Source organism: Mannheimia sp. USDA-ARS-USMARC-1261, assembly GCF_000521605.1.
Lineage (GTDB): Bacteria > Pseudomonadota > Gammaproteobacteria > Enterobacterales > Pasteurellaceae > Mannheimia > Mannheimia indoligenes.
On sequence record NZ_CP006942.1, the window covers coordinates 2,204,435 to 2,217,297 of the forward strand.

Consider the following 12,863-nt stretch of genomic DNA (forward strand, 5'->3'; position numbering starts at 1 on the left):
TTTTTATTAGTATCATCCGTTAATCTATCACCACTGATAACGTAAACCAACACGGCCACTATAACTTTCACGGCTACCACGAGAACTAAATACTCTGTGTTTTCCCCCTAATGCATGACTATATTTAATATCTCCATATAATGTGAACGTCTTCGCTACATTTAACGGGACCGTACTTCCTAAACTTACCTCAAATTGACTACGGGTATAACGCTCTTCTAATGAAGTTGTTCCAATTCTCACAGAAGCTTTTGCTGGCGTTAAATCTTGAACTATATTAGTTGCTAAATACAGATAATCATTTGTTAAACGTAAACCTAAACGTCCCTGCATTGTTAAATAATCTCCGCCACTCACGTTATGAATACCATCATAGAAGCTATTTAAATGGGTATATTGTGCTTTCAATTGTACTTGAGGCTCAACTTTCCATTTTTCCATTATCGGGTAAGCTTTACCCATCTCAATACTTAATCCAGCACCTATCCCTGTTTGGCGTAACACTTTTTTACCATAGTATTTATTTTCTAGTCTTGATAAGTTAGCCACAATATCTAAATAACTGTTATCATTGCCATAAAAAGTTCTATAAGCACCTAAAGAGAACATTTTACTTTTTCCAGAACTGGTGTATTTATTATCAATAACACGACCATTTTCCGCACGATATTTGTCATAAAAATCGTTATTTGACCAGCTATAACTCAGCATTAAACCGTGTCGAGCATATCCTGAATCAGATTCAGTAATTGCAATATCTTGCCCTACTTGAACTAAACGCTGATCAGCTTCAAAGCCAAAACGATGTTTACCTTGAGTAAGGTTTTTATTAAATCCTACTCTGCCCCAACTATTTAAGATACGAGTATCTGCATTTTGTGGAGCTCTTTCACCCACTCGCTCATATAAACGACCAAGTTGCTCAATTCCCATCTCTTGGTTTATCCAATTAGTTTGGAGATAACCTGAGGTAGTTGCTTTATAAATAACATACCCTTTAGGTTGGGGTTGGGGTTGTGGCTCAGGCTGAGGTTGCGGCTCAGGTTGAGGCTGCGGCTCAGGTTGAGGCTGTGGCTCAGGTTGAGGCTGTGGCTCAGGTTGAGGCTGTGGCTCAGGTTGAGGTTGTGGCTCAGGTTGAGGTTGTGGCTCAGGTTGAGGTTGTGGCTCAGGTTGAGGTTGTGGCTCAGGTTGAGGCTGCGGCTCAGGTTGAGGCTGCGGCTCAGGTTGAGGCTGCGGCTCAGGTTGAGGCTGCGGCTCAGGTTGAGGCTGCGGCTCAGGTTGAGGCTGCGGCTCAGGTTGAGGCTGCGGCTCAGGTTGAGGCTGCGGCTCAGGTTGAGGCTGCGGCTCAGGTTGAGGTTGCGGCTCAGGTTGAGGTTGTGGCTCAGGTAATGCATCTAACACCCAAGTATATTCAGCAAAACCAGTATTCGGGTTGATACGGCGAGCTATTTGAGCCTCTTCAGCCCCTTGAGTGTTTGCTTGACCAGTAAATACACTATTGCCATTATCACCTTTTTCAATAATAACTATAGGGTTAGCCCAATTTCCATTTTTCTCAATATTACTACGAAGGACATCACCCGAAATATGCTCTTTTACCTCAATCTTTGTGTTACCTAAAGCATTTCCTTTAATAATAAGTTGATCGTTTTGTTGTACATCTGGATTATTCCATTTACTATCCACAATTAATTTGGAGTTTTGTTCGCCAATATAATCGCCATTTTGGATAAATTTATTTAATGGCTCACTATTGCCTTTATTTAAATCAATAGTACCTTCATTAACTAATTTATTATAATTTACATTGACAGAATTAATTGTTGAATTTAACGTAACAATACCCTTATTAGTAAGAGTTTCTCCATTTGTAGGTGTAAGTAAAGTAGTACCACTCTTATTATCCCTAATATAATTCAGTGCTAGATCCTGTGTTAAATTTAAATGTCCTTCATTTCCAATATTGATATTATGCCAATTTTCAATTCTCGTCCCTACTGTCTTAATTGGTTTAGATCGTGCATTCATTTTTTGTTTCAAATTCAACACATTAACTTCGGGTGTAGAAACAGGGGCGTTTGAAGAGCTACCATTTAGTATTTTTAATTCACTAACATCCGTATTAGATAAGGTAACATCATCATTACCCCCATTCATCAGAATATTACCAATAATTTTACCTGAACTAGATGTTAAATGATCCCTACCATCACCTCCCATAAACGGCTATGTAATCAGCACCATCAATTGTTCCTGTATTTGTTAACGATGTTTCTTGAAGACCTTCAAGAACTACTGCTGCATAATTTCTTTTTTGTCCAGGAGCAGCTCGAGTAGCAATAGTTCCTTCATTTAGAAGTGTTGCACTTTTCCCATTCTTTAATCTAACCGCTACTGTATTAGCAGATATAAGAGAATCAGCCCCAAGATTTTTAATATCATAGACTGTATTTTCACTACCATTTACTATAATAGCATTTTCATTAAAGCCTGAACCAGTAGTACTAATTTCACCGGTATTTTTTACAGAAAATTTATCTCTCACTGTTGTCCATTGATAATCAATACTGCTAGTAGGTCGGCTTCCAGAAGAAATTAATTTACCACTATTTTCTATTTCAATAGATTGAATTGGTTTCCCATTTGAAAAGGCTTTATAATCAGGGCTATCTAAGTGAGCACTATTATGCAATACTAAATTATTAGCAGAACCTAAATAAAGGCTTTTATGATATGGACCTTGTTGACCTTCTACAAAAACTTCTACAGAATCAGGATCAGTAATAGTTGTTTTTTTATAGCCATTAGGACCAGTTTCTACAGCTGTAGTTGGCTCAGCATAAATAGGAAGAACATAACAAGAAACAAAAGTCGCTGTAACCAGCTTTGTTATTGAGGAAAGTTTGAACTTTTTCATACTTATTTACCTTAAAATATTATTCATACACCAGCAAAAAGTATACAGAGTATACAAACAATAGTTTAACAAAAAAAGCATGCCTTACAGCATGCTTTTAATATTAACTGAATCTAGATCAAATTATTTGATGATTTTCGCTACAACGCCCGCACCTACTGTACGACCACCTTCACGAATCGCGAAGCGTAAACCTTCGTCCATCGCGATTGGGTGAATTAAGCTTACAGTCATTTTGATGTTATCGCCTGGCATTACCATCTCAACACCTTCCGGTAATTCGATAGTACCTGTTACGTCCGTTGTACGGAAGTAGAACTGTGGACGGTAACCTTTGAAGAATGGAGTATGACGACCACCTTCTTCTTTTGATAATACGTAAACTTCTGATTCGAAGTCTGTGTGTGGAGTGATTGAACCCGGTTTCGCTAATACTTGACCACGTTCGATTTCTTCACGTTTAGTACCACGTAATAATGCACCAACGTTCTCACCCGCACGACCTTCGTCTAATAATTTACGGAACATCTCAACACCGGTTACTGTTGTTTTTGTTGTATCTTTGATACCTACGATTTCAACTTCATCACCAGTACGGATGATACCACGCTCAACACGACCTGTTACTACTGTACCACGACCAGAAATTGAGAATACGTCTTCGATTGGTAATAAGAATGGCTTATCAATCGCACGCTCCGGCTCTGGAATATAAGTATCTAAGTGGTTTGCTAACTCAAGGATTTTCTCTTCCCACTCAGCAACGCCATTTAATGCTTGTAATGCTGAACCACGTACGATTGGAGTGTCATCGCCCGGGAAGTCGTATTGAGAAAGAAGTTCACGAACTTCCATTTCAACTAATTCTAATAACTCTTCGTCATCAACCATATCGCATTTGTTTAAGAATACGATGATGTATGGAACACCTACTTGGCGACCTAATAAGATGTGCTCACGAGTTTGTGGCATTGGACCGTCTGTTGCTGCTACTACTAAGATAGCACCGTCCATTTGTGCCGCACCGGTAATCATGTTTTTAACATAGTCCGCGTGTCCCGGGCAGTCAACGTGTGCATAGTGGCGAGTTGCTGTATCGTATTCAACGTGTGAAGTGTTGATGGTGATACCACGAGCTTTTTCTTCCGGTGCGTTATCGATTTGGTCGAATGCACGAGCTGCACCACCGAAGTGTTTTGATAATACAGTTGTAATTGCTGCTGTTAAAGTTGTTTTACCATGGTCAACGTGGCCGATTGTACCCACGTTCACGTGCGGTTTTGTACGTTCAAATTTTTCTTTAGACATTTTCTAAAAGCCTCTTAAACAAAAACGGTTACAATGGAACAAAAGAACCCATTAACCATAATGTAGAAATTAATACTAATTGAAACTTATAGGAAAGAGTGAAGTTAGAAGAAGTGGTGCTGATAGGCGGATTTGAACCGCCGACCTCACCCTTACCAAGGGTGCGCTCTACCAACTGAGCTATATCAGCGTTTGGAGCGGGCAGCGGGAATCGAACCCGCATCATTAGCTTGGAAGGCTAAGGTAATAGCCATTATACGATGCCCGCTGTTCTAAATTCGTCTGTCCTGCACGATTCAAAAATCAGAAATGGTGGAGGGAGAAGGATTCGAACCTTCGAAGGCTGAGCCAACAGATTTACAGTCTGCCCCCTTTGGCCGCTCGGGAACCCCTCCACGATATTTTGAATACTTATTTACGTTTAAAGCAAAAATGGTGCCGACTACCGGAATCGAACTGGTGACCTACTGATTACAAGTCAGTTGCTCTACCTACTGAGCTAAGTCGGCATTGCTGTGTCGTAAGCAAGTGATGTGCATTATAGGGAAATTTTAACGCTGTGCAAGTATTTTTTTTAAAAATATTAAAAAAATCAATCTTTCGACTTTTAAATATACAAAATGGCTATTTTTTGTAAAATACAGGCGGTTTTATGTCAATAAATACGGCAAAAGCGTCTCATATATTGTATAGTTATGCCCCTAATTTGAGTATTAAACCGATTTATTCATCATCAAAAAATTGAGATTTTGGCTATGAGCCTTGAAAAAAACACAAAAATTACTCCTTTTCTCACTTTTGATCGCCAACAATGGGCAGATTTACGCAAATCCGTGCCATTAAAGCTCACCGAGCAAGATTTAAAACCATTATTAGGCTTTAATGAAGATCTTTCTTTAGAAGAAGTACGTACTATTTACCTCCCCCTTGCCCGTTTAATTCAATACTATATAGAAGAGAATTTAAAACGTCAGACCGTTTTGCACCGTTTTCTTGGCATTGAAACGCCGAAAGTGCCTTATATTATTAGTATTGCCGGCAGTGTTTCGGTTGGTAAAAGTACCTCTGCCCGTATTTTGCAAGCTCTGCTCTCACATTATCCTAAAGAGAGAAAAGTCGATTTAATTACTACCGATGGTTTTTTATATCCGCTTGCAACGCTTACTGAAAAGAACTTACTAAAGAAAAAAGGCTTTCCGGAATCTTATGATATTCATAGCCTCATTCGCTTTGTATCTGATATTAAATCGGGCGAGCGTAATGTGAAAGCCCCCATCTATTCGCATTTAACTTATGACATTATTCCTGATCAATTTAATGTAGTTGATCAACCTGATATTGTGATTTTAGAAGGACTAAACGTGCTACAAAGCGGAATGAACTACCCTTCCAGCCCACATAATGTATTTGTATCTGATTTTGTCGATTTCTCAATTTATGTTGATGCTGAAGAAGATCTCTTAAAGAAATGGTATATCAACCGTTTCTTAAAATTCCGCCGCAGTGCCTTTGCTGATCCGAACTCTTATTTCCACCACTATTCAAAATTATCGGAACAAGAAGCTATTGAGACTGCCTCAACCATCTGGGAGGAAATTAATGGTTTGAATTTACGCCAAAATATTTTACCGAGCCGTGAACGAGCCAACCTCATTTTGATAAAAGGGCAAGATCACGCCATTGAAACGGTAAAACTACGCAAATAATTCAACTTTTCCAACCGCTTGTAGTACCCTAAAATCCGTTGAATACAACTCAACGGATTTTTTATTTAAATCAATGCTTATTCGGCTATTTTTTGGTAAGCTAACAACTTTGAGAGTGATTGATATTAGGCATAAACAATGAACAAAAAATTTCTACTTCCTTTAATTCTCTTTTTAGCATTATCTGTGGCATTTTTGGTTCAACTTGCTCGCAACTCGCAAGGCGATGATCCGAAAAAATTAGAATCTGCCCTCATCGGTAAAACCATTCCTAATTTCAGCCTAGAATCTTTACTCGATGAAAAAGAGCAAATTAATCAAGATGTGGTTAAAACAGGCAAGCCTCGCCTATTAAATGTGTGGGCAACGTGGTGCCCAACTTGTTACGCCGAACACGAATACCTTACTGTTTTAGCGAAACAAGGAGTGGAAATTGTCGGCATTGATTATAAAGATGAACGCCCGAAAGCGATTAAATTCTTAGCCGCTTACGGTAATCCATATAAAGCGGTTATTTTTGATCCCAAAGGCTCACTCGGCTTAGATTTAGGTGTTTATGGTGCACCGGAAACCTTTATTATTGATGGCAATGGCATCATCAAATACCGCCACGCAGGCGATGTAAACGACCAAGTGTGGAATAACGTGCTAAAACCGATTTATGACAAATTAAAAGAGTGATGAAAATGATGAAAAAGTTTAGCCTATTCTTTATTTTTGCAAGCTATGTGGCTCTTTCTGCTCCTGTTGAGCTTCATAAATTTGATAGTCCAAAACAAGAAGCGGATTATCGTGCCTTAATTCAAGAACTACGCTGTCCGCAATGCCAAAACAATAATATTGCGGACTCAAATGCAACAATTTCTACCGATATGCGGGCAAAAACCTTAGAGTTACTCAAAGAAGGGAAAAGCAAAGATGAAGTGGTGGAGTATATGATTGAACGTTACGGCAATTTTGTTACTTACAATCCGCCAATGACACCAGCAACGCTTATTCTTTGGGTTCTGCCGTTAATTTTAATTGCACTGGGGCTTGGTTTTGTGCTCCGCCGCAAGAAAGCGAAACCGCAAGCGGTCAATTCTTCGCAAAATTTTGCAACACCAATTCAGCATTTAAACCAAGATGAACAAGAGCGTCTTAACCAAATTTTAAATAAGGACAACAAATGAGTTTCTGGATAGCCATTATTTTTATCACTCTAATCGTCTGTGTTGTGGCGTTTTATCCTTTGCTTAAAAAGAATAAGCAAATTGATGCCAGCAAACGCGATAGTTTAAATAAAGCTTTCTATTTTGATCGCTTAAAAGAAGTGGAAAACGAAGCAAATGAAGGCGTTATTGACGATCCTGAACGCACAAAATTAGAGCTACAACAAAATTTATTAGACGACATTCCTGAAAACACTCAGCCCGTTCAAGGTGAAAAATTAAAGCTCGGCAAGGCGTGGTTTGTTTCATTGATTTTGTTTGTAGGCGGCATTAGCTTTGCAATTTATAGCAATGTCGGCTCGTGGCTTTCAAACTCAATGCTAGACACTACCCATCAAAAATTAGACTATTTCTATGAACGCTTGAAATCAGAAGATAAAAATCCACTTTCAACCGAAGAGATGAACCAATTTGCAATGGCATTACGCGTTGATTTGCAGAAAAATCCAAACGATGATCAGAAATGGTATATGCTCGGGCAAATCGGTATGGCGTTAGATGACGGTCAATTAGCTCACGATGCGTTTAGCAAAGCCGCTCAGCTAAAACCTGATAATTTAGCTTACAAATTAAGCCACGCTCAGCTTCTACTTTTCTCCGAAGCACCGGAAGATAAAACACAAGGCGAAACGTTATTAAAACAGATTATCCGTCAAGATCACACCAATTTTGATGCGTTAAGCCTGCTTGCTTTCCACTCGTTTGAAAAAGAAGATTTCAAAATGGCGGCGATGACGTGGGGAATGATGTTAAAGCTCTTGCCAGATGAAGATCCTCGTAAAGTTACGGTTGAGCGTAGTTTTAATATGGCATTATCAAATTTAAGTGAACAAGATAAACAAGAGTTACAATTGCAAAAAGGCGAGAAAAAATGACCGCTTGTAAATCTCCAAGTAAAGAAAAATTGAAAATCGGTTTAGTGTCTGTTTCTGACAGAGCCTCACAAGGGGTTTACCAAGATCAAGGTATTCCCGAATTGAAAGCTTGGCTAAAAGCTGCATTATGCAATGATTTTGAGGTAGAAAGCCGATTGATTGCCGATGAGCAACCGCTCATTGAGCAAACTTTGATTGATTTGGTGGATAACCACGCTTGCCATTTGGTTTTAACCACCGGCGGAACAGGTCCGGCAAAACGTGATGTTACCCCTGATGCTACGCTTGCCGTTGCTCATCGAGAAATGCCGGGCTTTGGCGAACAGATGCGACAAGTAAGCCTTCACTTCGTGCCAACCGCAATTCTCTCTCGCCAAGTGGGTGTTATCCGCAATGAGAGCTTAATTCTCAACTTACCCGGACAGCCGAAAGCAATTAAAGAAACCCTCGAAGGGGTAAAAGATGAAAACGGCAAAGTGTTAGTCAAAGGCATTTTCAGTGCCGTACCGTATTGCCTACAACTTTTAAGTGAAATTTATGTCGAAACCAATCCGCAAGTGTGCGAAAGTTTCCGTCCAAAATCAGCTCGTAGAGAAAAATAGGAATAACGATGAAAAAAATTGAAGCAATCATCAAACCTTTTAAATTAGATGACGTACGTGAAGCCTTAACAGACGTGGGCATTAGCGGTATGAGCATTACTGAAATCAAAGGCTTCGGCAGACAAAAAGGGCATACAGAGCTTTATCGTGGAGCGGAATACGCCATTGATTTTCTGCCAAAAGTAAAAGTTGAAATTGTGATTCCTGATGAACTGGAAGAACAGTGTATTGAAGCGATTATGGAAACTGCTCAAACCGGCAAAATCGGTGATGGCAAGATTTTTGTCTATGATGTTGGACGTGTTATTCGTATTCGTACAGGCGAAGAAAACGAAGAGGCAATTTGATTTTGCAAAAAATTTTGTAAAATAGACCGCTTGCAGGGCGTATAACATACGCTCCAAAATTAAATGGGCGTACGATGTACGCCCCTACATTTGGAATATGGAATGAAAACCGGACTTAAATTTCTTTGGATTAGCTTAGTTACTATCATCATCGACCTTTGGTCAAAATATATCGTTGTACAACATTTTGAATTTGGCGAAAGTATTAATATCTTGCCTATTTTTAACTTAACTTATGCACGCAATTATGGTGCAGCTTTTAGTTTTCTCGCTGATCATTCCGGCTGGCAAAAATATTTCTTCTTAGGGCTGGCAATTGTGATTTCCCTCGCCTTAGTTGTGGCATTATGGAAAAATCAAGCGGTCAAAAAATTAGAAAATTCTGCGTATGCCTTAATTATCGGCGGTGCAATTGGTAATGCGATTGACCGTGCTTATAACGGCTATGTAGTGGATTTTCTTCATTTTTATTGGGATATTTACCATTATCCCGTCTTTAATGTGGCGGATATTGCCATCTGTGTGGGAGCAGGCTTACTGATTTTAGAAGCCTTTATAACGAAAAAAGAAAAGACAAAGTAAGAGTGATTAGATGAAAGTTTTATTAGCAAACCCTCGTGGTTTCTGTGCCGGTGTAGATAGAGCCATTTCCATTGTAGAACTCGCATTGGAAATTCACGGTGCACCGATTTATGTTCGCCACGAAGTGGTTCACAATAAATTTGTGGTGGATGGCTTAAAAGCAAAAGGGGCGATCTTCGTTGAAGAATTGGACGAGGTGCCTGATGATGCAATTGTGATCTTCTCCGCTCACGGGGTTTCTCAAGCGGTCCGCCAAGAAGCCAAACGCCGTAATTTAAAAGTGTTTGATGCAACTTGTCCGCTGGTAACCAAAGTCCATATGCAGGTTGCTCGAGCCAGTAAAAAAGGCACAAAAGCCATTCTCATCGGGCACGAAGGACACCCGGAAGTCATCGGCACAATGGGGCAATATAGCAACGAAGAAGGTGGAATTTATTTGGTGGAATCGGTGGAAGATATTGCGGATCTGCCGGTATCCAACAATGATGAGCTCACCTTTATGACGCAAACAACACTCTCTATTGATGACACAATTGGTGTGATTGATGCGTTGAAAGAGAAATACCCTGCGATTCAAGGTCCTCGCAAAAACGATATTTGCTATGCCACTACCAACCGCCAACACGCAGTGCGTGAATTAGCGGAACAATCGCAGCTAGTGCTTGTAGTTGGCTCGAAAAATTCATCTAACTCAAACCGTTTAGCAGAACTCGCTTCTCGAATGGGCGTGATGTCAAAACTGATTGACGGTCCGCAAGATATTGATCCGAAATGGCTTGAAGAAGTTGAAACTATCGGTATTACTGCCGGTGCTTCTGCTCCTGAAGTATTAGTGCAATCTGTTATCTCACACTTAAAAACATTAGGTGTAACAGAAGTAGAAACCCTTGCTGGCAATGAAGAAGCTGTTGTCTTTGAAGTGCCGAAAGAACTTCGCATTAAAGAGGTAAAATAATGACAGAAATTAACCGCTTTAAACTTGAATGGGAATGCCGTCGTGGTATGCGTGAGTTAGACAAAATGATTATGCCATTTTACAAAAATCATTTTGATGGACTTAACGAAACGCAGCAACAAGCCTTTGTTGAAATGTTAAGCTACACCGACCCTGAATTATTCCGTTGGGTTATGTTGCAAGCACCCGCCCCAACTCAAGCTATTTCAGATCTGATTGAATTGATGCGTGCTAAAATCGAACGATAAATCACAAATCGTCCGGATTTGCAAAAAATCAGGGAAATTTGGCCGCTTTTGCCATTAAACCTTGATTTATTCGCCATTTTTGTTTAATGTATGCCGATTTTCTTTTCCCTAATTTCAAACAATGAGGCATATTATGGCAGATAGTTTTAGCGTTACACGCCGTTTTTTCGATGATAAAAATTACCCTCGTGGCTTTTCTCGTCACGGTGATTACACTATTCGTGAATCACAAACTTTAGAGCAGTTCGGTCAAGCGTGCTTGGCTTTAGAAACAGGCGAACGTAAACCTAAAACCGCAGAAGAAAAACGCTTCGTTGCTGTAATGAAAGGCGAAGAAATTGCACAAAGCGATATCGAAAAAGCGTGGTTAAAATACCGCACGCTGACCAGTAAAACTAAACGCATTTACACCCTTTCAGGTAATGCGGGTAGCGATGCCGGCGATGATTTCAGTGCAGCTGAATAATCTTAAATTTATGCTATAAAACCACGAAGCAATTCGTGGTTTGTTTTTTCATTTTCTATTCGTGGTAAAAAATGACACTTCCGATTGAACAATATTCCGCTCTTCTTGCAAAAAAAACCGAAAATCTGACCGCTTTACTCAAACCTTTTAATGCTCCTGAATTAGAAGTGTTTGCCTCTAAGCCAAGCCATTTCCGTATGCGTGCGGAATTTCGGGTTTGGCACGATGAGGGCTCGCTTTACCACATAATGTTTAATCAAGAAACCAAAGAGCGTTATCGTGTAGATAGCTTTCCGATTGCAAGCGAGCTAATTAATCAAATGATGCAAGCGTTACTGACAGAAATTAACGGTAACGACATCTTAACTCGTAAGCTGTTCCAAGTGGATTATTTAAGTACGCTAAGCGGTGAAATTGCCGTATCAATGCTTTATCACAAAACGCTTGGTGAAGAATGGATTGAGCAAGCTAAAGCGTTGAAAAGTCGCTTAGAAAATCAAGGCTTTAAGGTGCAAATCATCGGGCGAGCAAATAAACAAAAGATAGCCTTAGATTGTGATTATGTGGAAGAAGTATTGCCGATTGACGGCAAGCACTACGTTTATCGTCAAGTAGAAAACAGTTTCACTCAGCCTAATGCAGAAATGAATATCAAAATGCTAGAATGGGCGAGACGTTGTACCCAAAATAGTGAGGGCGATTTACTTGAGCTTTACTGCGGTAACGGCAACTTCTCTATTGCATTAGCGGAAAATTTCCGCAAGGTTCTAGCAACGGAAATCTCCAAATCTTCAGTGCAATCAGCTCAATATAATATTGAGCAAAACGGCATTGATAATCTACAAATTATCCGAATGTCAGCAGAAGAATTTACCCAAGCGATGAACGGCGTACGTGAATTTTATCGCCTAAAAGGGATTGATTTGAAAGATTATGATTGCAACACGATTTTTGTCGATCCGCCACGAGCAGGATTGGATCAAGACACACTGAATATGGTGCAGGCTTACGATCGCATTCTCTATATTTCGTGTAATCCGCACACATTGGCGGACAATTTACAGCAATTAAGTCAAACCCACCGTATTGAAAAAGCAGCATTATTCGATCAGTTCCCTTACACACACCATATTGAAAGTGGCGTTTGGTTGATAAAGAAATAATTTATGCTGAAAAAAAGAACGAATAAGCAGAATTTAAGATTTATTGCTTGACGATGATTGCAATAATCTCTATTATTGCAACGTTTTCAACGGAGGAATGGCAGAGCGGTTGAATGCACCGGTCTTGAAAACCGGCGAGGGTTAACGCCCTCCGTGAGTTCGAATCTCACTTCCTCCGCCATCGAATTTAAGTCTGCTGATATTTATCAGCAGATTTTCTCTTTTAAGAGAACAACAATTTAATAGACTTTCAACCCGGAGGAATGGCAGAGCGGTTGAATGCACCGGTCTTGAAAACCGGCGAGGGTTAACGCCCTCCGTGAGTTCGAATCTCACTTCCTCCGCCATATTTAACCTGTTGATTATTCAACAGGTTTTTTATTTCTATTTGCAAAAAATCTGAAAAAAGAAACCGCTTGCTATCATAGAAATAGTTTGAAATCCTTTTTCGCTTCCTTTAGTATAATTGCGATTTATTCTCAA

Annotated in this window: 14 protein-coding genes and 6 tRNA genes; 13 read left to right on the forward strand and 7 right to left on the reverse strand. The window is 39.7% G+C overall.

Annotated elements, in window-relative coordinates; genetic code table 11:
- Positions 1-27: 27 nt before the first annotated feature.
- The 7 genes from X781_RS11825 to X781_RS10705 all read right to left on the reverse strand — a co-directional run bounded on the left by X781_RS11825 (position 28) and on the right by X781_RS10705 (position 4,734).
- Entirely contained in the window at positions 28-2,220 is a 2,193-nt protein-coding gene (locus X781_RS11825; RefSeq protein ID WP_025236856.1) for an autotransporter outer membrane beta-barrel domain-containing protein, read from the reverse strand.
- Positions 2,210-2,917, reverse strand: coding sequence for a hypothetical protein (locus X781_RS10680; protein ID WP_025236857.1), 708 nt, complete (start codon positions 2,915-2,917; stop codon positions 2,210-2,212). Before X781_RS10680 ends, X781_RS11825 begins: the two co-directional genes overlap by 11 nt.
- 123 nt (positions 2,918-3,040) lie before the next feature.
- Positions 3,041-4,225 (reverse strand): elongation factor Tu, encoded by a 1,185-nt coding sequence (tuf, locus tag X781_RS10685; RefSeq protein WP_025235276.1) that lies wholly within the window; start codon positions 4,223-4,225, stop codon positions 3,041-3,043.
- Between the two features lie 114 nt (positions 4,226-4,339).
- A tRNA-Thr gene (locus tag X781_RS10690) sits at positions 4,340-4,415 on the reverse strand.
- A 3-nt stretch (positions 4,416-4,418) separates the two neighbouring features.
- Positions 4,419-4,493 (reverse strand) — tRNA-Gly (locus X781_RS10695).
- 42 nt (positions 4,494-4,535) lie between these two features.
- Positions 4,536-4,620 (reverse strand) — tRNA-Tyr (locus X781_RS10700).
- A 38-nt stretch (positions 4,621-4,658) separates the two neighbouring features.
- Positions 4,659-4,734: transfer RNA gene (locus X781_RS10705), tRNA-Thr, on the reverse strand.
- A 246-nt stretch (positions 4,735-4,980) separates the two neighbouring features.
- Between X781_RS10705 and coaA the strand changes: the two genes are divergently transcribed.
- From coaA to X781_RS10770, 13 genes are all read left to right on the forward strand, one after another.
- Positions 4,981-5,931 carry a type I pantothenate kinase gene (gene coaA, locus X781_RS10710; protein ID WP_025236858.1) on the forward strand — a complete coding sequence of 317 codons (951 nt, stop codon included), beginning with the start codon at positions 4,981-4,983 and terminating at the stop codon, positions 5,929-5,931.
- Between the two features lie 138 nt (positions 5,932-6,069).
- Positions 6,070-6,612: a DsbE family thiol:disulfide interchange protein gene (locus X781_RS10715; RefSeq protein WP_025236859.1), complete on the forward strand. Its 543-nt coding sequence runs from the start codon at positions 6,070-6,072 to the stop codon at positions 6,610-6,612.
- 8 nt (positions 6,613-6,620) lie between these two features.
- Complete coding sequence (locus X781_RS10720; RefSeq protein ID WP_025236860.1) at positions 6,621-7,103, forward strand: cytochrome c-type biogenesis protein; 483 nt, start codon at positions 6,621-6,623, stop codon at positions 7,101-7,103.
- Positions 7,100-8,017: a c-type cytochrome biogenesis protein CcmI gene (gene ccmI, locus X781_RS10725; RefSeq protein ID WP_025236861.1), complete on the forward strand. Its 918-nt coding sequence runs from the start codon at positions 7,100-7,102 to the stop codon at positions 8,015-8,017. The genes X781_RS10720 and ccmI overlap by 4 nt, the downstream gene beginning before the upstream one ends.
- On the forward strand, positions 8,014-8,619 hold the full coding sequence (mog, locus tag X781_RS10730) for a molybdopterin adenylyltransferase (protein ID WP_025236862.1): 606 nt from the start codon (positions 8,014-8,016) through the stop codon (positions 8,617-8,619). Before ccmI ends, mog begins: the two co-directional genes overlap by 4 nt.
- Before the next feature lie 8 nt (positions 8,620-8,627).
- Positions 8,628-8,966, forward strand: coding sequence for a nitrogen regulatory protein P-II (glnB, locus tag X781_RS10735; RefSeq protein WP_025236863.1), 339 nt, complete (start codon positions 8,628-8,630; stop codon positions 8,964-8,966).
- A 102-nt stretch (positions 8,967-9,068) separates the two neighbouring features.
- Complete coding sequence (lspA, locus tag X781_RS10740) at positions 9,069-9,548, forward strand: signal peptidase II (protein WP_038644054.1); 480 nt, start codon at positions 9,069-9,071, stop codon at positions 9,546-9,548.
- A gap of 10 nt (positions 9,549-9,558) precedes the next feature.
- Positions 9,559-10,503, forward strand: coding sequence for a 4-hydroxy-3-methylbut-2-enyl diphosphate reductase (gene ispH / locus X781_RS10745; RefSeq protein ID WP_025236864.1), 945 nt, complete (start codon positions 9,559-9,561; stop codon positions 10,501-10,503).
- Positions 10,503-10,751 carry an FAD assembly factor SdhE gene (locus X781_RS10750; protein ID WP_025236865.1) on the forward strand — a complete coding sequence of 83 codons (249 nt, stop codon included), beginning with the start codon at positions 10,503-10,505 and terminating at the stop codon, positions 10,749-10,751. Before ispH ends, X781_RS10750 begins: the two co-directional genes overlap by 1 nt.
- A 133-nt stretch (positions 10,752-10,884) precedes the next feature.
- Entirely contained in the window at positions 10,885-11,217 is a 333-nt protein-coding gene (locus X781_RS10755) for a DUF413 domain-containing protein (protein WP_025236866.1), read from the forward strand.
- A gap of 71 nt (positions 11,218-11,288) precedes the next feature.
- On the forward strand, positions 11,289-12,380 hold the full coding sequence (trmA, locus tag X781_RS10760) for a tRNA (uridine(54)-C5)-methyltransferase TrmA (protein WP_025236867.1): 1,092 nt from the start codon (positions 11,289-11,291) through the stop codon (positions 12,378-12,380).
- Positions 12,381-12,471: 91 nt separating this feature from the next.
- Positions 12,472-12,561: transfer RNA gene (locus X781_RS10765), tRNA-Ser, on the forward strand.
- Between the two features lie 76 nt (positions 12,562-12,637).
- Positions 12,638-12,727: transfer RNA gene (locus X781_RS10770), tRNA-Ser, on the forward strand.
- Positions 12,728-12,863 lie beyond the last annotated feature (136 nt).

What these genes read in the sequence shown, in the direction of transcription:
- X781_RS11825 (WP_025236856.1), bottom strand. Translation starts at nt 2,220, where the DNA reads ATGGGAGGTGATGGTAGGGATCATTTAACATCTAGTTCAGGTAAAATT.
- X781_RS10680 (WP_025236857.1), bottom strand. Translation starts at nt 2,917, where the DNA reads ATGAAAAAGTTCAAACTTTCCTCAATAACAAAGCTGGTTACAGCGACT.
- tuf (WP_025235276.1), bottom strand. Translation starts at nt 4,225, where the DNA reads ATGTCTAAAGAAAAATTTGAACGTACAAAACCGCACGTGAACGTGGGT.
- coaA (WP_025236858.1), top strand. Translation starts at nt 4,981, where the DNA reads ATGAGCCTTGAAAAAAACACAAAAATTACTCCTTTTCTCACTTTTGAT.
- X781_RS10715 (WP_025236859.1), top strand. Translation starts at nt 6,070, where the DNA reads ATGAACAAAAAATTTCTACTTCCTTTAATTCTCTTTTTAGCATTATCT.
- X781_RS10720 (WP_025236860.1), top strand. Translation starts at nt 6,621, where the DNA reads ATGAAAAAGTTTAGCCTATTCTTTATTTTTGCAAGCTATGTGGCTCTT.
- ccmI (WP_025236861.1), top strand. Translation starts at nt 7,100, where the DNA reads ATGAGTTTCTGGATAGCCATTATTTTTATCACTCTAATCGTCTGTGTT.
- mog (WP_025236862.1), top strand. Translation starts at nt 8,014, where the DNA reads ATGACCGCTTGTAAATCTCCAAGTAAAGAAAAATTGAAAATCGGTTTA.
- glnB (WP_025236863.1), top strand. Translation starts at nt 8,628, where the DNA reads ATGAAAAAAATTGAAGCAATCATCAAACCTTTTAAATTAGATGACGTA.
- lspA (WP_038644054.1), top strand. Translation starts at nt 9,069, where the DNA reads ATGAAAACCGGACTTAAATTTCTTTGGATTAGCTTAGTTACTATCATC.
- ispH (WP_025236864.1), top strand. Translation starts at nt 9,559, where the DNA reads ATGAAAGTTTTATTAGCAAACCCTCGTGGTTTCTGTGCCGGTGTAGAT.
- X781_RS10750 (WP_025236865.1), top strand. Translation starts at nt 10,503, where the DNA reads ATGACAGAAATTAACCGCTTTAAACTTGAATGGGAATGCCGTCGTGGT.
- X781_RS10755 (WP_025236866.1), top strand. Translation starts at nt 10,885, where the DNA reads ATGGCAGATAGTTTTAGCGTTACACGCCGTTTTTTCGATGATAAAAAT.
- trmA (WP_025236867.1), top strand. Translation starts at nt 11,289, where the DNA reads ATGACACTTCCGATTGAACAATATTCCGCTCTTCTTGCAAAAAAAACC.